This window comes from Shewanella sp. 10N.286.45.A1 (assembly GCF_041470405.1).
Taxonomy (GTDB): Bacteria; Pseudomonadota; Gammaproteobacteria; order Enterobacterales; family Shewanellaceae; genus Shewanella.
Genome location: NZ_JBFRMK010000304.1, coordinates 1 through 21,533, shown reverse-complemented (window position 1 = coordinate 21,533; position 21,533 = coordinate 1). Strand labels below are relative to the sequence as shown.

Sequence of the window (21,533 nt, the reverse complement as noted above, 5' to 3'; positions counted from 1 at the left end):
TTAACTGACCGGCATTAGCCACGTTGGCTCCTTTTATTATTTTAGAAGTATGGATATATTAAAGCCAAAGCAATAGACCACATTGTCAGGCAGATGAATCGATCCAAGTAGCACCATGCTTTAGGCTTCTGAAATATCGGACTTAAGTAGCGAGCGCCAATACTTAAGCTAAAAAACCATACAAATGATGCCAACACAGCTCCGGCCCCAAACCATTGCTTTGCCGTGCCTTCAAACTGCACACTTATGCTTCCTAGCAGTACCACGGTATCTAAATACAAGTGTGGATTAAGAAAGCTGATTGCTAATGTGGTTATAACTGCTTTTTTGAGACTATCAGCGGCTAACTCTTGCTCATCTTCCATTATTTGCTCTGAAAAAGACGATTTCAACGCACCATAACCATATATAAATAGAAAGATAGCACCACCAAAACTGGCGATATCTTTGATCAGAGGAAAGGCCAGTATAAGATGCCCAAGCCCAGCAACGCCTGCAGTAATCATTATGGCATCAATAAAAGAACACAGAGCAGCGATAGGCAATGAATGAGATTGCTTTAAGCCCTGCTTTAATACAAATGCGTTTTGTGCCCCAACGGCCATGATGAGACTGCCACCAATTGCCATTCCCTGAATGAATGCTGTTTGCATGAAATTACCTAAAATATAAAGACTAAGAATTAGCGAGCAGAATATTCCTTCAACAAAAATAAGTACAACTAATTAAATTTATGTATCATTAGCAAAACTTATAACTGAACATTTAGTCTCCTATGTTTGATTACGCCCATTTAAAAGCACTATCGATAGTGGTATCGCAAGGCGGTTTTGATAAGGCAGCTAAGCTCCTTTTCATTAGCCAGTCAGCCGTATCACAACGGATAAAACAACTCGAAGACAAAGTAGGCCAAGCCCTAGTCGTTCGCGCTACACCTGTGTATGCCACTGATATGGGAAAGAGACTGCTGAGGCATTATGCACAAGTACAGTTACTTGAGAGTGAACTGCGCACTGAAATGAATGTTGACGACCCATCGTTACCAACTATTGTGCGTATCGCTGTCAATGCAGATAGTTTAGCTACTTGGTTTTTACCAGCCCTGGCCGAGGTTTTTAAACGTCACAAATGGCTATTAGAACTCGTTGTTGACGATGAAGCCTACACCCATCATTTGCTAAAAAGTGGTGACGCTGTAGGCTGTGTCACCACCAGCCAATCGCCTATGGCGGGCTGCAGTAGTGAATATCTTGGCAACATGGAATACATGTGTGTAGCGACCCCTGATTTTATCGACGAGTACTTTGACCAATTAACACAGCAACCAGATTCGATACTTAAAGCACCAGCAGTGGTCTTTTCTACTAAAGACAAACTTCACGATAAGTTTCTTAATTTTTATTTTGGTATCAACGAAGGCAGCACACGAGAGCATAAAATACCTTCATCTGAAAGCTTTCTCGAAGCAATAACTATGGGCTTAGGATATGGATTAGTGGCGCACCTGCAAGCAAAACCATTAATGGAAAGTGGTGATTTAATCGAAATATTCCCAGGTAAAAGAATGCAAGTTCCGCTTTACTGGCAACACTGGAACATAAAAGCGAAACAAACGACTATCGTTTATCGTTCATTAGCAGCCACCGCCCGCCACTTACTCATTAACCCTGAATAAAAAAAGGGGCACCAGCCCCTTTATGTTTTTCGATGTGGTTGCCGACTTATTTGGCTAGAGGTTCTGCTTCTACGGCTTGTTCTGCGGGAGCACCATGAACGGGCCAAGCGTTGATAACCGCTTTAACGAGTGATGCTAAAGGAATGGCAAAGAAAACGCCCCACACGCCCCACAGACCTCCAAACACTAATACCGCTGCGATAATAAATACTGGATGCAGATCCACAGCATCAGAAAAGAGAATAGGTACGAGCAAATTACCGTCCAATGCTTGAATGATACCGTAGCCAATCATCAAGTAACCAAACTCTGAACTGATCCCCCACTGGAAAAATGCGACTAATGCGATAGGTAATGTCACCAGCGTTGCGCCAACGTAAGGGATTAAAACCGACAGTCCAGTTAACACCCCAAGCAGCGCCGCATATCTTAGATCCATCACCGCGAAAAAGGCATAACTTACAACACCGATAATAACAATTTCGATGATCTTTCCACGAATATAGTTAAAGATCTGCTGGTGCATCTCATTCCAAACCTTGCGCGCTAAATCACGATTAGAAGGAAAAAATCGCTTACTACCACGCAGTAGCTCATCTTTGTCTTTTAAGAAGAAAAACACCAATAGTGGTACCAAAATCGCGTATACCATTAGCACTAATAGTGAAGCTGAATAACCGAGCAACTGCTTACCGATATCCAGTAAGTGCTGAGTATCGAGCATTTTTTTCAGTTCGGCGACCATGGTATCCAACTGCGTTGGATTAACGAATTGTGGATATTGGTTTATAAACTGCTGCGCAGTAAATAAACCTTTATCAATCATGCTTGGCAGGTCCCCTATCAAACTAACCCCCTGCCTCCAGAGGCTTGGGATCAAACCAAAACTGATCAATAACATCAAACCAATGAACAGGATTAACACTAATGAAGCGGCCGGAGTACGGTTAATGCCTATGCGTGCCATCTGCGCGACAGGCCATTCCAATAGAAAAGCTAGCACAAGCGCAACTAGTAACGGAGCAAGTAGGCCACCTGCGAAATAGATAGCCAGTGCTAAACCAACCAGAATGAGCACCAAAGTAACAGCTTGTGGATCACTAAAGCGCTCTTTATACCAACGACTTAAGATTGTTAACATTCATTTACCCTAATGCGACAGCCAGTACTTTAAACCCACTGCCAATAAAAAAGATGTTCTACACCGAAAATGTAAAACAGTTTAAAGTCACTTTACTTAGTGATCTCAAGTGCTAAAACTGACTCTTTAGATTGTATGATCTTGTGATGATAACCGACTTTTTTTAAAAAACGGGGAACATCTTGCTTAGAACCGGGGTCTGATAGCAAAACCCTTAGTTTTTCGCCAGTGTCGATCTGCTTTAAAGCTAATTTAACTTTAACGAGTGGCAATGGACAACGAAAGGCTGTTAAATCAATAATAATCATAATCAACTTGCTATAAACAATCTAAGGCTATTATCCTAATAAGCAATGCAAACCACAAGCAAGCATTGTGGCCTTACAACAATAAAAGCATAGCCCAATTTAAGGATCCGCTTGAGCAAATTAACTTTTTCGAAATCTATTATTGCAGGGACATTGGCATTTACCTTAGCAGCCTCACCTGTTACCTACGCCAATAACGACCTTCCTGATTTAGGTACAGCGGCAGTCAATACATTCAGTTTAGAAAAAGAAACCGAGTATGGTGATGCGTATATGCGCGTGATTAGATCATCTGCACCGATGCTCAATGATCCAGTATTGAATCAGTACTTAACAGAACTAGGTAACAAACTCGTCGCCCATGCAACTGGCGTTAAAACGCCTTTCTACTTTTTCTTACTGCGTAACGATGAGATAAATGCATTTGCATTTTTTGGTGGTCACGTAGGCGTACATACTGGTTTGTTTCTCAATGCTGACACTGAAAGTGAATTGGCTTCAGTACTTGGACACGAAATCACTCACGTTACTCAACGTCATTTAGCGCGCTCTTTAGAGGCACAACAAAAGAGCTCTACAGCAACAATTGCTGGCATGCTTGGTGCGATTCTTCTTACCATCGCATCACCACAAGCGGGTATGGCAGCACTAGCAACAACCCAAGCATTGTCTACACAGGCTAAAATTAACTACACCCGAATGCATGAAAAAGAAGCTGACCGAATCGGTATGCAGATTCTAGTTGATGCAGGCTTTGATCCAAATGGAGCGGCAAATTTCTTTGGTAAACTGGCATCGCGCTACAGATTTACCACCAAACCACCACAAATGTTGCTCACTCACCCATTGCCTGAGTCTCGAATTTCTGAAGCGAGAATTAGAGCACAGCAATATCCATTGCGGCATGTTCCGGACAATTTGGACTTCCAATTAGCAAAAGCGCGGATCCAAGTGAGGTTCTCTGGCTACAGCGAGGCCGCTGTATTATCGATATTTGAGAAACAACTGAAACATCATCGCTATACATTTAAAAGTGCAGCGCAGTACGGTAAAGCCCTTGCTCTTTTTAGAATGGATAAATTTGAAGAATCAGAAAAGATCATCGATGAGTTGTTGGCTAGCGAGCCTAACAATCTATTTTTTATTGATACAAAAACAGATCTATTGACTCAAAAAGGTGATTACAAGTCGGCTATCGCGCTGTTATTAAAGCAGCAAAAAATAAAACCGACTTCAAGCGTTGTTAACACCAACTTGGCCAACGTTTATATTGAGAATGATCAAACTGAAAAAGCGATTCCGTTACTAGAAGACCTGATTTTTCTCGACAAGCAAGATCAACTTGCATATTTTCTGCTAACAGAAGCCTATAAAAAGAATGGCAACAAGGCGATGGAACACTTTGTCAAAGCTGAATCCTTAGCGCTCGCAGCCGATTATAAGACTGCCATTGATCAGCTTAATTTCGCTTACAAGCAGTCAAAAGAGAATCCACTGCAGTTAGCTCGTATAGAAGCTAGGATTAGACAATTTAGACAAGCAGACAGAGCGATGGAATCATTACAGTAAATGTGACTCATATCACCATTTAAAGTATGATATTGGCAAAATTAGCAGAAGTTAACAATAACTATGACAAACGTAAGTATTATCCATAACCCAAGATGCTCAAAAAGCAGACAAACCCTAGCATTGCTTGAAGAGCAAGGCTGCGACATTACGATAATAGAATATTTAAAAACGCCACTTTCAACCACTGAAATCAGCAGCATTCAAGCAAAACTTGGGGTTACCCCGAGAGAGATGATGCGAGTGAAAGAGGATGAATACAAGCAGCAAAACCTTGCAGATAAAAATGTCACTGACGCGCAGTTAATCCAAGCGATGGCCGATACGCCTAAATTAATCGAGCGTCCTATTGTATTGGCAAACGATAAAGCTGCTATCGGTCGCCCACCAGAAAATGTTTTAACCATTTTATAAGAGAGCAAGTAAATGGAGTCATCCACCCTTTTTAAATTATGTCGTACTGGGTATGTTCTTTTAGTCATTATGCTGAGTTACTGGTTTATTCAGCAAGGCATATCAGGCGAATACTCGATGATATTTAGCCTGTTATGGTTAATCCCGTTGTTGCTTCCTTTAAAAGGGATTTTAACGGGTAAACCTTATACTTATGCCTGGGCAAGTTTTATATTGTGTTTATACATGCTGCATGCCCTTACGTTAGCTTATGTTACAGAGACCAACTTAGCGTTCGCCGTTATCGAATCCTTGTTAATTGGTGTACTACTGATTGGTTTTCCGTTTTACGCTCGGATCAGAGGCCGCGAATTGGGGCTTGGACTGAAAAAAAAGAAAAAGTAATCAACAACAGCCATAGGCTGGTATCTGCCAGCCTTTCTATTTACTAAATCTCTCCTCACTTCTTAACTCCCTGTTCTAAATAATATAGTCACTGTTATCGCACCATAAAAAGCAGACAAATATGTAGAAAAAACAAACTGCATGCTATATTTGATTAATAGCAAAACAATAATAACAATAAAAATTTGAGGTCAGGTAATGTTAAGCAATAATCAACTGATTTTACTGAGTATACTCGCGCTAACTGCATGTGGTGGAAGCAGTGATAATGCTGATAGTGATTTAATTCCCCCGCCGATTACCGATCAACTTGTAAGATGTGAAGTTCAATCTAACCTCTTACAAGAGCCCAGTTCATCTAATATAATTTTTCATATAGAGCAAAGTTATCAGTCATTACAACCAGCTGTAATTGCGGCAACTGTAAACGGTGCAGAAAGCTCAAATTACACATTTAACTGGTCTCAAAAATCTGGTGATGCATTGGTATTAAAATCGACTCACAGCCCAATGCTCGCTTTTACTGCTTCAACAAGTGGTAGTTATCAATTTGAACTCATCGCGACCGGTGAAAATAATTCATACAGTGCTATTGCTACAATTGACGTTATTGATGGTCAAACAAACCAATTAGCGATAAGAGTTGATCATCAAGTAACGATGGGAAGCGGCGTTAGTTTTAGGATTGATACACCACCGTCAGCAACTCCAGAAAATATCAGTTGGTGCTTAGCGGCTGGCCCAGACATTAATGTCGATATTTCTAATTTAGAAAACCCGCTATTTACGGCGCCGAATGTTGACCAAGATACTTTTGCTATTTTAAGAGCATCTGCAACTATTAATGGCCAACAAAGCTCTGATGACGTGCATATACTTATAACTAAAGAAGCAACGATTACCTCACGATATTTCGACTCACCAATCGCTAGAACATTTAGCTATCAAGGTAGTTCACCTTATAAAGCGATCTTACGTGATTGCGTCTACTCCAATCAGTTAGAACAAAGTTGCACCATAGACCAGTTACCACTTATCGGACAGGAATCGAACAGCGGTAAGCAACAAATACTAGATAGACTGTTAGTTTCACACCAATGGATGGGAGAAAATTTCGAGTATTTTCTAGATAACTTAGACGCGGATAGCGACTTTGCGACACTGCTTCAATCTGTTACCGCGATTGTTATAAGCTACGACGTACGTCCCTCATTCTATTGGGTCGCCACAGGCGCAATCTACCTAGACCCGAACGATTTATGGCTGCTTGCAGAAGAAAGAGATACCATCAATGAAGCACCCGATTATCGCAGTGGTTTTGGCAATGAATTACAGTTTCTAATGCCATGGCGCTATGTAAAGAATAACCAATATACTTCATATGTTACCCCACGCAGTACACGCGTTAACCGCACCCCCGCAGAGATGCAGCCAGACTTAGCATCCCTGCTCTATCACGAACTCGCTCACGCCAATGATTTTTTCCCCCGAAGTATTCACCATGCTCTTCAGGGACCGACACTATTGGACGATTATGAAACAAGAAATAGTCAACAATTGCTGGTTTCTGACCAATTAACGGCTAAATACCCATTAAACAGCGCTGAAATGACGAGTTTGGCAAATGTCAGCTTTAGAGGTGAATCGGCAACAGCTCAACAAAAGTCATACATGCCGAGTGATATCAGTGGCTTCTTTTCTACTGATACAGCATCTGATTACTACGCATTCTCAACACGCAGAGAAGATGCGGCGATGCTGTTTGAAGAGGCAATGATGAGCCACAGACTCGGTATTCAAAGGGATGTAGGTGTAACCGATAAACCAGAAGCTGTTTCAGCAGATACCATTACAGTTGATTGGGGCCAAAGAGGCAGAGTTGGCGACGATTCGCTGCAAAATAGAGCTGCTTTTGTTATTAGTGAGATATTTCCAGAGCTTGATGCAACAACACTCGTTAAAAATTTACCTCAACCGATTCCTATGGCGCAAGGCGCAACTTGGTCTGAAAACCTTGCTATTTCCCCGGCGCTGAAGAATAGCGTTAATCGAGCTGCGTTCACCGTTCCAGCAGATACTCCAGCAGTAACATTAAGTGGTAGCAGGCACCAGTTGCCCGTAGAGTAAACAGGTGATAAAACCGCCCAACAAAAAGCCCAGTGTATTCACTGGGCTTTTTGTTGCTAGTAAATCGCCGCTATAAGCGCAACATCTCTTTGATAAACGGTATCGTCAATTTACGTTGATGAACCATAGAAGCTTTATCTAAACGGTCGAGAACATCAAACAATGTCCTTAGATCTCGAGCTAAACGATTTAACAAGAAACGACCAACGTCTTCTGAAAGCTGTAACCCACGCATTGCTGCACGCCGTTGCAATGCTGCTAACTTTTCATCATCTGCCATCGGTTGCAGCTGATAGTTAAGCCCCCATTGCATTCTAGATATAAGATCCGGCAAAGCAAAGCCGGTATCACTTGGGGAGACACTCGCGCTCAAAACTAACGAACAAGTCTTTTGCTCTGAGATCCTATTATAGAGATCAAATATGGCTTCTTCCCAGACGGGATGCCCTGCTATCGCATTCACATCGTCAATACACACCAAATCAATTCTTTCTAAGCCTTCTAGTAAGGCAGGAGAAATACTGGCATGGATCCCAAGTGGAATGTAAAAACTACTTCGACTAAGCTCGTTAGCGTGGGCACATGCAGCATGCATTAAGTGTGTTCGACCTGATTTTTCAGGGCCCCAAATAAACACAGCCCCTTCGGCTCTACCTTCAGCACAAGCTTGTAAACTTTGGATCAGTTCATCATTACCTGCAGCTGGATAATAACTGTTAAAGGTCTCATCATCTGGAAGATGAACAGGTAGCGATAATTGTAATGGTGAGTTTGATTTCACTCAGGAGTTTCTCGACAACGCAGTATTTCAATTTAGGTGCACATATTAGCATGCGCACCCGTAAATTGGGAGTTATTGCCCCTTCCAATAGTAGATCTGTGTCGGTTTGTTGGTATTGGTCTCGCTACCAAAGTTCGCGTACACAATATTATCACTTGTGCCATTAGCTATAGATTCAATGCGGGGGTCGAGATTCATTAACCGATGCAAATCCTCTTCATTACCAAAAAGGCCTAAGTTAAACTCTACTGTCATTCCTTCAATACTCGCTACTGTGACCGTTTTGATAGCACTTAATTGATTTAAATACTTTTCAATTTCGACAAGTTGCTTCATTTCACTTACATCAGTAAAGCTAATTTTTGTTGTCAGCTTTTCGCCCGAGTCAGCAATTGCGTATTGGCTTACGTAGAACTCACTGGCCGCTGCTGTAATATCGGTAACCGCTTGCTCTACACTTGCAGACTCGCCACTATGACTCGTCGATGGAGTGTATTGGCTAGCGCCAGCGGTTAACTCTCTTGGATACAGTGACATCTGATAACGATAAACGGCACCTTGTGGAGAGATCGTTGCCATTATAAAGTAATTAGCCTGATATCTGAGAGAAGCATTTGCCACATTAGCAGTAAATTGGCCACGAATATCGTTAACCCCAACCTGCATAGAGTCATCTAGATCCATTAACGGGAACAATAAAGGCACACCACGATTGGATGATTGTGTATCAAATGATGTGCGAGTGACCGATGTAGAAGCATCATTTAAAATCTTTCTTTCACCCTCAATGTCTTCAACTAACCATACTAGTGTCAGTGGACGTTGTTTCCCCCAAACGGGTAAACCTGCTTGACGTAACAAACTGATCAGACGTTTGTGGTCAAAACTTACCTTAATGAATAACTCACCATCCAAATCTTGGTATCCATACTGTGTCATCATTGCGCTAGCATTAGCTAGTTGCTTCACCACTTCTGGGTGAGTTAATGCGCTCTGAGTTCCTGTATTTTTTAATACAACTTCCTTCAAGCCCTGCTTGATCGCCTGACTTCTCAAATTTTTAGCCCTTGAGTCAACAGGTACTAGGCTTTCGTCTAGGTTGTATACTTCAGCAGATCCAGCTGAAAAACAAAATAACAAGGGCAACATCATCATGTAACGACAGACAGTTTTAAGCATATTATAGGCTTCAACAAACGACACAGTTAACTAAATTGTACCACAGTCGGCGTAATTAGGAATTTTATAGCGCCAAGTTTTCTCCCTTAAGATCAGTGTTGTTTGAACAAAATCGCTGTAAATTTTGTTTCATAAAGATATGATTGTTAAGTTTATTAAAATAAGAGAATAATAATGAAATACCTTACACTCCCTTTACAGGGGGCCCAGATGCTATTTGTAGCATTTGGTGCACTCGTATTAATGCCTTTGTTAACAGGATTAGATACCAATGTCGCACTATTTACTGCAGGTATCGGCACACTTCTTTTCCAATTGATAACCAAACGTCAAATTCCAATCTTCCTAGCCTCTTCCTTTGCCTTTATCGCGCCAATTATGTATGGCGTACAAACATGGGGGATCCCTGCAACAATGGGGGGACTCATGGCGGCGGGTTTCGTGTATGTATTACTCGCAACGGTTGTAAAAATCAGAGGGGCTGGCTTTATTAAACGTCTGCTACCACCTGTGGTTGTTGGACCCGTTATCATTGTAATTGGTTTAGGTTTAGCACCAGTCGCCGTTAATATGGCAATCGGCAAAACAGGAGACGGCAGCTTAATATTAGTTGAACAAAATACTGCATTGATTATCTCTTTAGCTTCACTATTTACAACTATAGCCGTCGCTATCTTTGCAAAAGGAATGCTAAAACTGATGCCTATCCTTGCGGGTATTTCAGTAGGTTACGGTCTAAGTTTGGCTTTTGGTATTGTTGATTTCTCGCCTGTAGCAAATGCCAGCTGGATAGCGATGCCAAATTTTGTCGCACCAGAGTTTAACTGGCACGCAATTCTATTTATGATCCCCGTCGCAATCGCTCCTGCTGTAGAGCATATTGGCGATATTCTTGCGATATCGAATGTAACCGGAAAAGATTTCATCAAGAAACCAGGTCTGCATCGAACACTAGCCGGTGATGGTGTCGCGACAATTGCGTCGTCAGCATTTGGCGGACCTCCAAATACGACTTATTCTGAAGTGACCGGCGCAGTAACACTGACAAAAGCATTTAATCCGGTGATCATGACATGGACAGCTATTACTGCCATTTTATTAGCGTTTGTTGGAAAGTTAGGCGCACTAATGCAAACGATTCCAGTACCTGTTATGGGTGGAATAATGTGCTTGCTGTTCGGCTCAATTGCTGCGGTAGGTCTCAACTCATTAATCAAAAATCACGTCGATATGAATGAGCCTCGTAATTTAAGTATTGTTGGCGTAACTCTAGTCTTTGGTATTGGTGGAATGGCTTTTGGTATCGGTTCATTTAGCCTAACAGGTATTAGTTTATGTGGCATTGTTGCCATATTAATGAACCTAGTACTACCCGACAATGCAGCATCTCATGAAAAGATTATTAGTAAAGATTTAGACCAAATCTAAATAGACCGCCAACGATTAGCGCGATACAGTCAGCACTCGTATCTAGTTTGCTTTAAATGTGTTCTCAAACAAAAAAGCCCTGAATATCAATGATATTCAGGGCTTTTTTATAGAAACTTTTGACTAGCTATCTGCTTGCTCGTCTTCAGTTTTGTATTTTGCCGCAGTTTCCTTGATAAGGGTCTTTAACTCACCCTTTTGGAACATCTCAGTAAGGATATCGCAGCCACCGATTAACTCGCCTTCGATCCATAATTGTGGGAACGTTGGCCAGTTCGCATATTTAGGAAGCTCGGCACGGATATCCGGATGTTGAAGAATATCAACAAAAGCAAACTGCTCTTCACAGTTAATCATGATCTGTGCGACCTGAGATGAAAAACCACAGCTTGGTAACTTTGGTGAGCCTTTCATATATACAATAATTGGGTTTTCGGCTATTTGCTGCTTGATTTTATCAACTGTTTCCATTTTTCGTTCCTGGGTTATACAACATTGCGTTGCCCTATTGTACGCCAGTATAGGCCAGAACAAAAACCTACTTTTAGCATGGATATTTACTAATAGAATTAATCGATTGAGGTAATCGACTGTTTCGAATAAACAATGATACACTTCACAAGTTTATTAGGTAAAATGACCCGCAGTGAGCAAGAACGCATAATACTACAATCAAGAGTTAACGGAGAAAACTAATGGCTTTCGAATTACCAGCATTACCTTACGCAAAAAACGCACTTGAGCCACATATCTCAGAAGAAACAATCAACTACCATTACGGCAAGCATCACAACACTTACGTTGTTAAGCTAAACGGTCTAGTTGAAGGTACTGAACTTGCAGAGAAGAGCCTAGAAGAGATCATCAAGACCTCTACTGGTGGTATCTTCAACAACGCAGCTCAAATCTGGAACCACACTTTCTACTGGAACTGTCTATCACCAAACGGTGGTGGTGAAGCAACTGGCCCGGTAGCTGACGCTATCGTTGCTGCATTCGGTTCTTTCGATGCATTTAAAGCACAGTTCACTGACTCAGCAGTTAACAACTTCGGTAGTGCTTGGACTTGGTTAGTGAAAAAAGCAGACGGCACTGTTGCTATCGTCAACACTAGCAACGCTGCGACACCGCTTACTGATGAGTCTGTTACACCAATCATGACTGTAGATGTTTGGGAACATGCATACTACATCGATTACCGTAATGTTCGTCCTGATTACATGGCTCACTTCTGGGAGCTAATCAACTGGGATTTTGTTAACGCAAACTTTGCTGGTTAATCTTAGATTTTAATAGCGCTGCTATTATCAAGATTCAAAAAATCCGGACTCTATTAGAGACCGGATTTTTTTTATGTTTGAATAAAGTTCACTTAACTTTAAAACTTATAGATTACCGGCGCCATTGCGGGTGTTTGAGATTCTGTTGCCCGACCGGAAAATATGGCCTGCAAGTAGAACCCTTTACCAATTGTCGCAGCAATACCATCAGCAATCCGAAACTTAACATTCTGGATTTTACCCGCTGGCATAACCGTTTCTCTTAATGCTTGGGTAAACATCATCTCATTTGACCAAGCCCATACTTTTTTACCCGTAGAGTCAAACAGCCATAGGTCTGCGGTCATACCAGAATTGAACATTAAGGGTACACCGTAGGACTGACTATTCGTGTATTGCAACGTTACGTTCATCGCAGAACCAGTATTATGTTGTACGATCAGCTTGCCTTCAAATAACCCTTTTTGAGCTAATTTAGCTCGAGTTTCAGCATCACTTTTTATGGGTGTGACCACTAGTGGTGCAACTTCTGCATTGCTCTTTTCGCTCATATCAGTAACCTCACCCACGCTACTATTGCTTTGTGAACAACCAGTAGCTGCGAGTATCACCATGGCTAGCGCTGTTTTACTTAACATTAAAAACCCCCGAATTTTTTAAACAAACTGTCTTTCAGTTTATTCGTTTCGTCTTTTAGCTTCGAATCTAACAAAGCCTTTGTATCAAGAGCAAATTTCGGTTCAGACATTGTGCCAGTTATCGCAAAAGGTATCTCAACACCGTATAGCGCATCACGTTCGTTTCCGCCCTGACCTTCAAGGGAACCAACAACTGAAGTCGTTAGCTTATAATTAAGCGCTTCATTGATAACATTAGCAGTACCTGCCCCAGTAAGACGAATGAGTGGTGATGCCATATTTAGATCGGGATTCGTAACCACACCTTTTGCGACCTTAAATGAGCCAGTCATACTGGTAAAATCTGTTTTTTGCTCACCTGTGCCGCTAGATGACATATCACCGCCAAGTTTAGCTTTTGCATCTCGGATCATTCGTGGAATGTTTACTCCATGAATAGCTCCATCAGCTATTTCAAACTTTCCGTTGGCCAATAAATTCTTTTTAAGGTTATCGGGCAGCAAACTGCTGCCTTTTCCCGCTACATTAAAGTTTGCGGTACCATCGAGCATATCAACCTCAGCGGCATCGATAAGCAAGGCTCGGATATCAACCCCTTTTAAACGCTTATCAAACTCATACTTAGCGACTTTACTGCGGCCATCTAATTTAGCAGATGCCTTAATCGTGCCTCCATAAAGCGCAGCAGACAGTTGACTAACGGTGGCAACCCCCTGTTTCATTGCCATTTTAAAGACCCAATTCTGAGTCTTCATATTAGCTACCTTCACCGATTTTACTTTTACATCGACGTCCAAGTTGACAGACTTCATCGCAGTTAAATCAGGCTCAACGGATGCAACCTTAGCGGTATCAGTTTGTTTAGTCTCCGGAGTTTTTGTCGATTGTTCAGGTAAAAAACGATCTAAATCGACATCGCCAACCTCCAGCTTAGCCATTATATTAGGCACCTTATTACCATAGGCAATATCCAACTGCCCAGATGCATCGATATCTGCAGCACTAAAGCTTGCTAGCACTAAGCTCATTGTTTGCTTATCTAATGCCACTTCAAGCGACGTTGTTAAGTTCGCCTTAAGCTCGCCATTTGGTACCCCTTTACCTTTCAGCAGATTTGTTACAACAAAGTCGTTAATCACTACCTGTTGTAAGTTCTGCGAGACTTTAATTTGCCCTTCACCTGAGCTAGTAACATTAAGATCCGGCAACGAGGCGGACAATTCATAGTTAAGAGGTGCAAATTGATCTAATTGAAAACGCCCTAATGTCAAAGATTTTAACGAGAGTAACTGTTCGGTATTTGTTTGACGGTCCAAATTACTAATCTGAGTATTAGTAATTGAGATCCCGCCAATATCTAACTTAGCTAAACTGATGTTCGATGCGTCATTGGCTGGCGTTTTTGAAACTTCACTTGCCTTAGCCTCACCGGTCAATCCATCAAAGCTGTTTCGACCATCTTTTTGGGTTTCTAAAGATAATGTCAGCCCATCTAAGTTTAGCTGAGAGATCTCGACCTCTTTTGTCAGCAACGGCATTAACGCCACCTCAGCAACGACTTCAGTAATAGAAACCATGGCAGCACTCTTAAACCCTTGTGGATTAGACAGTGTAATCCCACCTAACTTAATGCCTAAACTAGGGAAAAAAGTCCAAGACAGATCACTATTAATCGCTAAGTCACGGCCGGTCTTCTCTTTAACAACCTCTACGATTTGTGGTTTAAAATCATTGGGATCAAAAATCAAGGTGATATACAGCACTATCGCTGCAACTAAACCTAACATTGCTACTAAAAACCATTTTAATAATTTCATGACAAATTCCATCTGAATAACAAAAGCGAATACTATAAATTTAGCACGGATAAATCTAAAGCTTGATTAGATATTGCGATACCGTTTAGATCAGCATACACATATGAATGAGGGGCAATGATGACACCATAGATTTCAACCGCGACATTAAGTTCGCCAAGCCCTTTTTTAACGGTTTTAATCGGGTTAACACCGATAGCCTGTATACCTATTTTCATGGTTTTTAAGGCTGATACATCTCTTACACAACCAAAAATAATAATACCTTGCCAACCGTTAACTTCTGCGTTTTTAGCAATCATATCGCCAAGCAGTGCACAATCTGTCACTCCTTGGCCGTCAACAACAAGTACTTTTCCCTTGCCATTTTTTGACAGTTCATCTTTAACTAGAGAGTTATCTTTAAAACACTTCACCGTTACGACTTCTCCCCAAAAACAATCTTCGCGACCAAATGATTTAAACATAGGGGGGAGCAACGATAAATGTTGCGGGTATGAGTCGAACAAATCCGGTAATAAATCAAGCATAAGCATCTCCTTGCTTCAACGCCATATAATCATATCAACTAGATTGACAGGTCGCAGGCCTAAACCCAAGCAAATAGTTGACTTTTTAGCCTAAAAAACATGATTTTCCTTTTACAGTTCTAGATTACAAACTATAATCTAAATCAATATCGATTTTTCAATATCAATCTTCCTTACCTCGGACTCCTATGAAAGAAAATCTTGATTTAGAAAATGCCATCGCTGCATTAGACCAATATGGTTATGAAAAGAAAACTAGCAGCGATCTCGAGCAAGCTAGAAATAAGCCGCAAATGATTAAATATATTGATTCTCTCGATTTTAATTTACGTCGCTTACTTATTTTACAAGAGGCTGTAAATGAACTTGTAGAAAACGAGAAAAGATTACTAGCACAACAAGAAAACATTCAAACTTATAAGACTAAAATTATCAACTTGTCTCGTCAGTTTAATATCTCATACGATGAAGTTTTACAAGTGATGAAACAGCAAGAAGAAAACACAACAAATTAGAACTATAAATAACCTCTAATAGTCAAATATTGCACCATTGATACAGCCTACGGAAGGGCTATTCATGGGTAAAATCACCGGATACCCCAAAAGCGTTTGACTAACTTAGTGCATGTTTCCTTCCTTATTAAACCTCATACCTGCAATCATTTATGTTTAATAATTAACATCAAATTGCCACTCTAATATCTAGAGTGACTATTTAATATGAAATTACACTCTTTCTTGCTTTGCAAAATACTTTATCGAATGCTTCTTCCACCAATTGAACCTCTTGACCCGAACTCCAAGTAACGCAGCAATAAAGACGAAATACACTATCGGCTCGATAATCTCAGATTTTACCGACCAGTAAAAATGGACCGGCACCAGTATTGCGATAAGATAAACACCATTATGTAATTTCTGCCAGCGTCGTCCCATCTTACGCATGACTTTTTTAAATGAGGTCACTGCTAACGCACTCAACAAAACGTAAGCCGACGCTCCGACAAGGATGTAGGGACGTTTAACAACCTCTTCAAAAAACAGTGACCATGCAAATAGCAAATCTAAGCTGAAAAAGGCCAATATGTGTAGAGTGGCATAAGCAAAAACATAAAGGCCAACAAGCCGCCTTGTTTGTAATAATAAACCTTGCTTAAATCGCTTGGCTATCGGCGAGATTAATAATGTAACGACTAAAGCATTTAAGGCACCAATACCAGTAAAGTGAATAATATATTGGACGGGGTCGCCCCCCGCTTTGTCATTTAATACTAAAAGCACTAAATAGATAATCGGCAGTAACCCTATCGTATGCATTAAGCATTTGAGCCAAAACAGAGATCTTGTGGTTAATCTAAACGACTTATTTTTCATACTTTACCTAAAAGTTTCTTTTTAGATTTAAGCCCTGATAAAGATCAGCCACCGAATCTTCATATCCATTAAAAGGAAGAGTTGGGATCCGTTTCGCTGAAAATAATCCACCCTCTGCAATTCGTCTTTCAGAAGCTTGTGACCATCTAGGATGATCTACCGCAGGGTTTACATTGGCATAGAATCCATATTCACTCGGTGCCAACTCGTTCCAAGAAGATTTAGGCTGCTTATCAGTAACCCGAATCCGCACTATCGACTTAATACTCTTAAAGCCATATTTCCACGGCACCACTAACCTGATCGGAGCTCCATTTTGCGGTGGTAAGGTTTTTCCATATAAACCCACAGACATGAAAGTTAGATCAGTCATCGCTTCAGCAATAGTTAACCCCTCAACATATGGATAATTAATCCCACCACTATAGCGATTCCTTTGCCCTGGCATTTGGTCTGGGTCATAGAGAGTTTCAAAAGCCACATGTGTCGCGTTACTCTTTACTCCAGCCTTATTTAATAAGCTCCTTAGAGAAAAGCCCACCCATGGAATGACCATAGACCAAGCTTCAACGCACCTAAAGTTATAAATACGTTCCTCTAAAGGCAACATTTTTAATATGTCGTCATAATCAAGTGTAAGAGGTTTATCCACTTCCCCTTCGATGACTAATTGCCAAGGGTTAACCTTTAGACCCTGTGAATTTTCAGCAGGATCGGTTTTACTGGTTCCGAATTCGTAAAAGTTATTGTGTGAAATAACTTTATTCTCTGGCGTTAAATCGCCATACAGCAAATGGTCGTACTCAGTTTGCTTTGAGTGAGGTAGAGCTACCCTCGCAAAAGCGGCTTTTTCTTCGTCACTAGAAAACAGATCAAAAACCCCCGCATTCGCCTGAGACGACAGTAATGCTCCGGCACCAACAAACCCCATTTGTTTAAGAATGCGTCGCCTGTCGTGGTAAACCTCTTCAGGAGTTACATCGCAATCTTTAAATTTGTCCCATGCAGCTTTGCTAATTATTTTCATTGGCCGCCTACCTCTTCAATATATTATTTTGGAAACCTAATAAGTCAGACCGCGTCACTCTTAAAAAGATTTCGTTTAAAGCTAACATTTACATCTCATTAACAGCTGATTACGTCTTCATCATTTACTATTAAGAAGACGTTGTTAAGCTTGCAGTGTTTAAGCCAGCATGCCACTCTACCCCTTCATTTACCATGTTAAGAGCCGTCTCACATGCCTTTAAATATCGCTTTTTCTACACCTGAAATCATTATCTTAGTCGCAATCGCATTTCTTTCTATGTTAATAGGTGCTCTTTTTAATCAGCGAAAAACAAGGGTTAAATGGGAATACGTTCGAAAACAGTTATTAGATGACATGGAGCAAACAAAAAATGAATTAAACGGCGAAATTTTGGAACTAAAAGAATCACTTCATCAAAAAGACGTGCAACTTGGCCTTTCACAAGAGAGACTTGAACAACGCATCGAACTTCTTGGTAAAGCGCAAGCACAAGCAGAAAGAAGTGCTGAGCTCGAACAAACTTTAGCGGATAATCAACGAAAGCAGATGGAAACTCAACTTGCGCTTTCTAAATCAAATGCGATGCAACACACCATAACGGCTCGATACGATGCAGAACAACAAGCGCTGAACGACAAGATAGAGTTACTTGAAAAAGCAGAGATCCGTTTAAATAATCAGTTCGAAAATCTTGCCACCAAAATTTTTGAAGCTCGCAGCGAACAGTTACAAAACCAGAATAACCAGCAACTAGACAGTGTTTTAGCGCCTTTCAAGCAGCAATTAGAAGGATTTAGAGCTCAAGTACAATCCTCTTATGCCCACGAGCAAAGTCAACGAAGTGCATTAAAGCATCAATTAGATTCCTTAACTGAGCTCAATCTAAAAATGAGTCAGGATGCTATTAATCTAACTAAAGCGTTAAAAGGAGATAACAAGCAGCAAGGTAACTGGGGAGAAGTTATTTTAGAGCGAGTGTTGCAAGAGAGCGGCCTTCGTGAAGGTCACGAATATGACACGCAAACAGATCTAAAAAATGATGATGGTAAACGTTTCAAGCCAGATGTCGTGGTACACCTACCAGAAAATAAAGATGTTGTTATCGACGCCAAAATGTCTCTAGTTGCGTATGAACGCTACTTTAATAGCGATGATGAAGAAATACGTGCTCAAGCAATTAAGGAGCATATTGTATCAGTTAGAGCTCATATTAAAGGCTTAAGCAACAAAGATTATCAAAAGCTTCATGGCTTAACGAGTTTGGATTACGTTTTGATGTTTATCCCGCTAGAACCGGCATTCTTACTCGCTTTGGAGCACGACCCAAGTCTAGTTAATTTTGCGCTTGAAAGTAACATCATGCTAGTCAGTCCAACCAACTTGCTGGTCGCGCTCAGAACCATTAATAATATTTGGCGCTATGAGTATCAAAATCAAAATGCGCAATTGATTGCCAAACAAGCAGGAAAAATATACGACAAGCTATGCGGCTACCTAGAAGACATGGAAAAAATAGGTCGTGCAATTGAATCCACCGACAAGAATTATCAGAACGCGATGAATAAACTAGCATCAGGTAAAGGCAATGTTATCCGCCAAGCACACCAGATGCAGCAGTTAGGAGTAGAAACCAGTAAAAAGATTGACTCCCAGTTACTGGATAAAGCGCTAAGCTTATCTGAAGGTGAAATCATCTCGCGATAATATCGTCAATAACACTCGCAATAGGGACATTGATAGAGGACATTCATAGATGCATAAGCAGTTAAGCGGCATTTTATTCGCAATAGCGACATTCATATCGTACCCGATAGCAGCTCAGACGTTGACGTCTGAGCAACAGTTATACCTCGAAGCAAAAAAATCACTCGATAAACAAGATCTCAACACTTATTTGCAACAGCGCGAAAAGCTTGGTGATTATCCATTAGCTATTTATTTGGATTTTCATAAAAATATCAATGAAATATTTAAACTGTCTGGCACTGATGCCGCTAGCGCGTTCCTCAAGTTCCAAGGCAGTCCACTGTATAACAGCGCGCGTTACCGTTATCTAAACAGTAGTGGTAAGCAAAAACGCTGGAACGACTTCTTAGCCGTCAGCCCACAGCAACCTAATAACATAATTTTACAATGCTATTTCTTTAGAGCACAGTTACAGAAAGGTGATAAACAACTGGCTTACAAAGGCGCTGGTGACTTATGGCTTTATGGACGCTCTCGCCCTAAAGAGTGTGATCCTCTTTTTAAAGAGTGGAAAAAAGCAGGCTTTCAAACTCAAGAGTTAATTTGGTCGAGAATGTTACTCAGTTTTGAACAAGGCCAGTATGGTTTATTAACTTATCTGTCAAAAAAGGTCACCCGCAATAAACAAGCCGCTGAACGCCTTTTATCAGTTTATAAAGACCCTCGCAGGCTGCGCAATACCTCTAAGTACAGCGGTAAAGCTAAAATAAATGCCACTATCGTCGATATAGGTTTAAGGCGCTTAGCAAAGAAAGACCTGAAACAAGCAGTGAAATTGTATGCGAAGTATCAAAAAGCAGATCGTTTCAGCGACTATAAAGGCCGATTACTTAGCCGTTATTTAGTTCGTAGGGCACTAATTTATCAAACTGAAGAGTTAAAAAGCTTCGTCGACACCATGCTGCCTCTTTTAGATAGTGATGACTTAATTGAAATGCGACTACGCTGGGCACTGAGAACCAATGAACAGCAACAGTTTGAGCACTTTATAACCTTATTAACTAAAGAAAAACAAAACACTGCTCGTTGGACATATTGGCGAGCGGTTGTATTACAAAAGAGCAATGATAAACAAGATCAACAAACAGCGCTGGCACTACTGACTGACTTAAGTGAGCAACGCAATTTTTACGGATTTAAAGCGGCTAATCTAATAGATGGTCCCTATAACGTGCAACACCAGCCAACACAGAGTAATGCGATACGTCAAAGTCAACTGTCCAATGACAAAGGCCTAGCGCGAGTTGCTGAACTATTGGCTATCGACAAGCAGTCTGATGCCCGCGCTGAATGGGTAATGTTGCTAGCTCGGCATAATAAAAAGATGCAAAGGGATTACGGTGTATACGCCGTGACGCATAATTGGCATAGCTTAGGGGTTCAAGCTAGCATTCAAGCTAAGCTCTGGAACGATATGGATATGCGCTTTCCGTATGCGGCTCAAGCATCTTTTACCAGCGCGAGTCAAAAATATAAAGTTGATATTGATGAAGTTAGGGCTATTGCAAGGCGCGAAAGTGCCTACTTTCCAAATGCAACATCAGGAGTGGGCGCTCGAGGTTATATGCAGCTGATGCCAGCCACGGCAAAGCAAACAGCCAAAAAGGCCAAGCTTAATTATCGTGGTACACGTAGTCTTTATGATGAAGAACTTAATATCGCGTTAGGCAGTGCCTACTATTCAAGTTTACTTGCACAATTTAACAATAACCGAGTCTTAGCAACTGCCTCCTATAACGCTGGTCCGCATCGAGTTAAATCCTGGCTCAAGAAGAGTGATGCCAAACTGGATGTTATGAGTTTTATTGAGTCAATTCCTTATACAGAGACCAGAGAATACGTACAAGCGGTTCTCAGTTATCGAGTTATTTATCAAATAAAACAGCAAAAACAACCTGAGTTGATGTCTAAGGAAGAGCTCATTTTTCAATATTAAACTATTCAATACTAGGGGCTGTTGATCTTTCACGGTTGTTTTTGCCGCAGTTTATTGGCTATTTTGACAAGGCGGAGGCTATGCCGTTTAGTTATTCTCCACAAATAGTCTACAACACAGTAAAAATAGCCAAGAAACGCGGCCCTTTGGGTTCGATTCAATGCTTCTATTCTT

General features: G+C 41.0%; 21 protein-coding genes. 10 read left to right on the top strand and 11 right to left on the bottom strand.

Going from position 1 to position 21,533, the window contains the following annotated elements; all coding sequences use genetic code 11:
- Positions 1-41: 41 nt before the first annotated feature.
- Complete coding sequence (locus AB4238_RS19730; RefSeq protein ID WP_372035029.1) at positions 42-653, bottom strand: LysE/ArgO family amino acid transporter; 612 nt, start codon at positions 651-653, stop codon at positions 42-44.
- Between the two features lie 122 nt (positions 654-775).
- Between AB4238_RS19730 and AB4238_RS19725 the strand changes: the two genes are divergently transcribed.
- Positions 776-1,675 carry a LysR family transcriptional regulator ArgP gene (locus AB4238_RS19725; RefSeq protein ID WP_372035027.1) on the top strand — a complete coding sequence of 300 codons (900 nt, stop codon included), beginning with the start codon at positions 776-778 and terminating at the stop codon, positions 1,673-1,675.
- A gap of 46 nt (positions 1,676-1,721) precedes the next feature.
- On the opposite strand, the gene AB4238_RS19720 is transcribed toward AB4238_RS19725, so the two are convergent.
- Complete coding sequence (locus AB4238_RS19720; RefSeq protein ID WP_372035026.1) at positions 1,722-2,816, bottom strand: AI-2E family transporter; 1,095 nt, start codon at positions 2,814-2,816, stop codon at positions 1,722-1,724.
- Positions 2,817-2,908: 92 nt separating this feature from the next.
- Positions 2,909-3,124, bottom strand: a complete 216-nt coding sequence (locus AB4238_RS19715) for a sulfurtransferase TusA family protein (RefSeq protein ID WP_372035024.1) — start codon at positions 3,122-3,124, stop codon at positions 2,909-2,911.
- 111 nt (positions 3,125-3,235) lie between these two features.
- Here AB4238_RS19715 and AB4238_RS19710 point away from each other — a divergent pair, with 111 nt between their 5' ends.
- From AB4238_RS19710 to AB4238_RS19695, 4 genes are all read left to right on the top strand, one after another.
- Positions 3,236-4,693, top strand: a complete 1,458-nt coding sequence (locus AB4238_RS19710) for a M48 family metalloprotease (RefSeq protein WP_372035022.1) — start codon at positions 3,236-3,238, stop codon at positions 4,691-4,693.
- A 63-nt stretch (positions 4,694-4,756) separates the two neighbouring features.
- Positions 4,757-5,107: an arsenate reductase (glutaredoxin) gene (gene arsC / locus AB4238_RS19705; RefSeq protein ID WP_372035020.1), complete on the top strand. Its 351-nt coding sequence runs from the start codon at positions 4,757-4,759 to the stop codon at positions 5,105-5,107.
- Positions 5,108-5,119: 12 nt separating this feature from the next.
- Positions 5,120-5,491, top strand: a complete 372-nt coding sequence (locus AB4238_RS19700; RefSeq protein ID WP_372035018.1) for a DUF2069 domain-containing protein — start codon at positions 5,120-5,122, stop codon at positions 5,489-5,491.
- 198 nt (positions 5,492-5,689) lie between these two features.
- Positions 5,690-7,618: a PKD domain-containing protein gene (locus AB4238_RS19695; protein WP_372035016.1), complete on the top strand. Its 1,929-nt coding sequence runs from the start codon at positions 5,690-5,692 to the stop codon at positions 7,616-7,618.
- Between the two features lie 70 nt (positions 7,619-7,688).
- Here AB4238_RS19695 and hda read toward each other — a convergent pair whose 3' ends face one another.
- Both hda and AB4238_RS19685 read right to left on the bottom strand, forming a co-directional pair.
- On the bottom strand, positions 7,689-8,399 hold the full coding sequence (gene hda, locus AB4238_RS19690; RefSeq protein ID WP_372035014.1) for a DnaA inactivator Hda: 711 nt from the start codon (positions 8,397-8,399) through the stop codon (positions 7,689-7,691).
- 72 nt (positions 8,400-8,471) lie between these two features.
- Complete coding sequence (locus AB4238_RS19685; RefSeq protein ID WP_372035012.1) at positions 8,472-9,578, bottom strand: DUF2066 domain-containing protein; 1,107 nt, start codon at positions 9,576-9,578, stop codon at positions 8,472-8,474.
- A gap of 174 nt (positions 9,579-9,752) precedes the next feature.
- Here AB4238_RS19685 and AB4238_RS19680 point away from each other — a divergent pair, with 174 nt between their 5' ends.
- Positions 9,753-11,006 (top strand): uracil-xanthine permease family protein, encoded by a 1,254-nt coding sequence (locus AB4238_RS19680; RefSeq protein ID WP_372035010.1) that lies wholly within the window; start codon positions 9,753-9,755, stop codon positions 11,004-11,006.
- A gap of 123 nt (positions 11,007-11,129) precedes the next feature.
- Here the strand turns inward: AB4238_RS19680 and AB4238_RS19675 are convergent, their stop codons facing one another.
- Complete coding sequence (locus AB4238_RS19675) at positions 11,130-11,477, bottom strand: Grx4 family monothiol glutaredoxin (RefSeq protein WP_372035008.1); 348 nt, start codon at positions 11,475-11,477, stop codon at positions 11,130-11,132.
- A gap of 224 nt (positions 11,478-11,701) precedes the next feature.
- On the opposite strand from AB4238_RS19675, the gene sodB reads away from it, so the two are divergent.
- Complete coding sequence (gene sodB / locus AB4238_RS19670; RefSeq protein ID WP_220736495.1) at positions 11,702-12,286, top strand: superoxide dismutase [Fe]; 585 nt, start codon at positions 11,702-11,704, stop codon at positions 12,284-12,286.
- 98 nt (positions 12,287-12,384) lie between these two features.
- On the opposite strand, the gene AB4238_RS19665 is transcribed toward sodB, so the two are convergent.
- The 3 genes from AB4238_RS19665 to AB4238_RS19655 are packed head-to-tail and all read right to left on the bottom strand — an operon-like array spanning position 12,385 to position 15,271.
- Complete coding sequence (locus AB4238_RS19665; protein WP_372035006.1) at positions 12,385-12,924, bottom strand: BsuPI-related putative proteinase inhibitor; 540 nt, start codon at positions 12,922-12,924, stop codon at positions 12,385-12,387.
- Complete coding sequence (locus AB4238_RS19660; protein ID WP_372035004.1) at positions 12,924-14,741, bottom strand: AsmA family protein; 1,818 nt, start codon at positions 14,739-14,741, stop codon at positions 12,924-12,926. Before AB4238_RS19660 ends, AB4238_RS19665 begins: the two co-directional genes overlap by 1 nt.
- A 32-nt stretch (positions 14,742-14,773) precedes the next feature.
- The gene (locus AB4238_RS19655) at positions 14,774-15,271 is read right to left on the bottom strand and encodes a putative 4-hydroxy-4-methyl-2-oxoglutarate aldolase (RefSeq protein WP_372035002.1); all 498 of its coding nucleotides are present in this window, start codon (positions 15,269-15,271) and stop codon (positions 14,774-14,776) included.
- A 188-nt stretch (positions 15,272-15,459) separates the two neighbouring features.
- Between AB4238_RS19655 and AB4238_RS19650 the strand changes: the two genes are divergently transcribed.
- A complete protein-coding gene (locus AB4238_RS19650; RefSeq protein WP_372035001.1) occupies positions 15,460-15,786 on the top strand; it encodes a hypothetical protein in 327 nt (108 codons plus the stop codon).
- Positions 15,787-15,999: 213 nt separating this feature from the next.
- On the opposite strand, the gene msrQ is transcribed toward AB4238_RS19650, so the two are convergent.
- Together msrQ and msrP are read right to left on the bottom strand one after the other, a co-directional pair.
- The gene (gene msrQ / locus AB4238_RS19645; protein ID WP_372034999.1) at positions 16,000-16,647 is read right to left on the bottom strand and encodes a protein-methionine-sulfoxide reductase heme-binding subunit MsrQ; all 648 of its coding nucleotides are present in this window, start codon (positions 16,645-16,647) and stop codon (positions 16,000-16,002) included.
- Between the two features lie 7 nt (positions 16,648-16,654).
- Entirely contained in the window at positions 16,655-17,674 is a 1,020-nt protein-coding gene (gene msrP, locus AB4238_RS19640; protein WP_372034997.1) for a protein-methionine-sulfoxide reductase catalytic subunit MsrP, read from the bottom strand.
- A gap of 213 nt (positions 17,675-17,887) precedes the next feature.
- Between msrP and rmuC the strand changes: the two genes are divergently transcribed.
- Together rmuC and AB4238_RS19630 are read left to right on the top strand one after the other, a co-directional pair.
- Positions 17,888-19,381, top strand: coding sequence for a DNA recombination protein RmuC (gene rmuC, locus AB4238_RS19635; RefSeq protein ID WP_372034995.1), 1,494 nt, complete (start codon positions 17,888-17,890; stop codon positions 19,379-19,381).
- Positions 19,382-19,430: 49 nt separating this feature from the next.
- Entirely contained in the window at positions 19,431-21,359 is a 1,929-nt protein-coding gene (locus tag AB4238_RS19630) for a transglycosylase SLT domain-containing protein (protein WP_372034993.1), read from the top strand.
- Positions 21,360-21,533 lie beyond the last annotated feature (174 nt).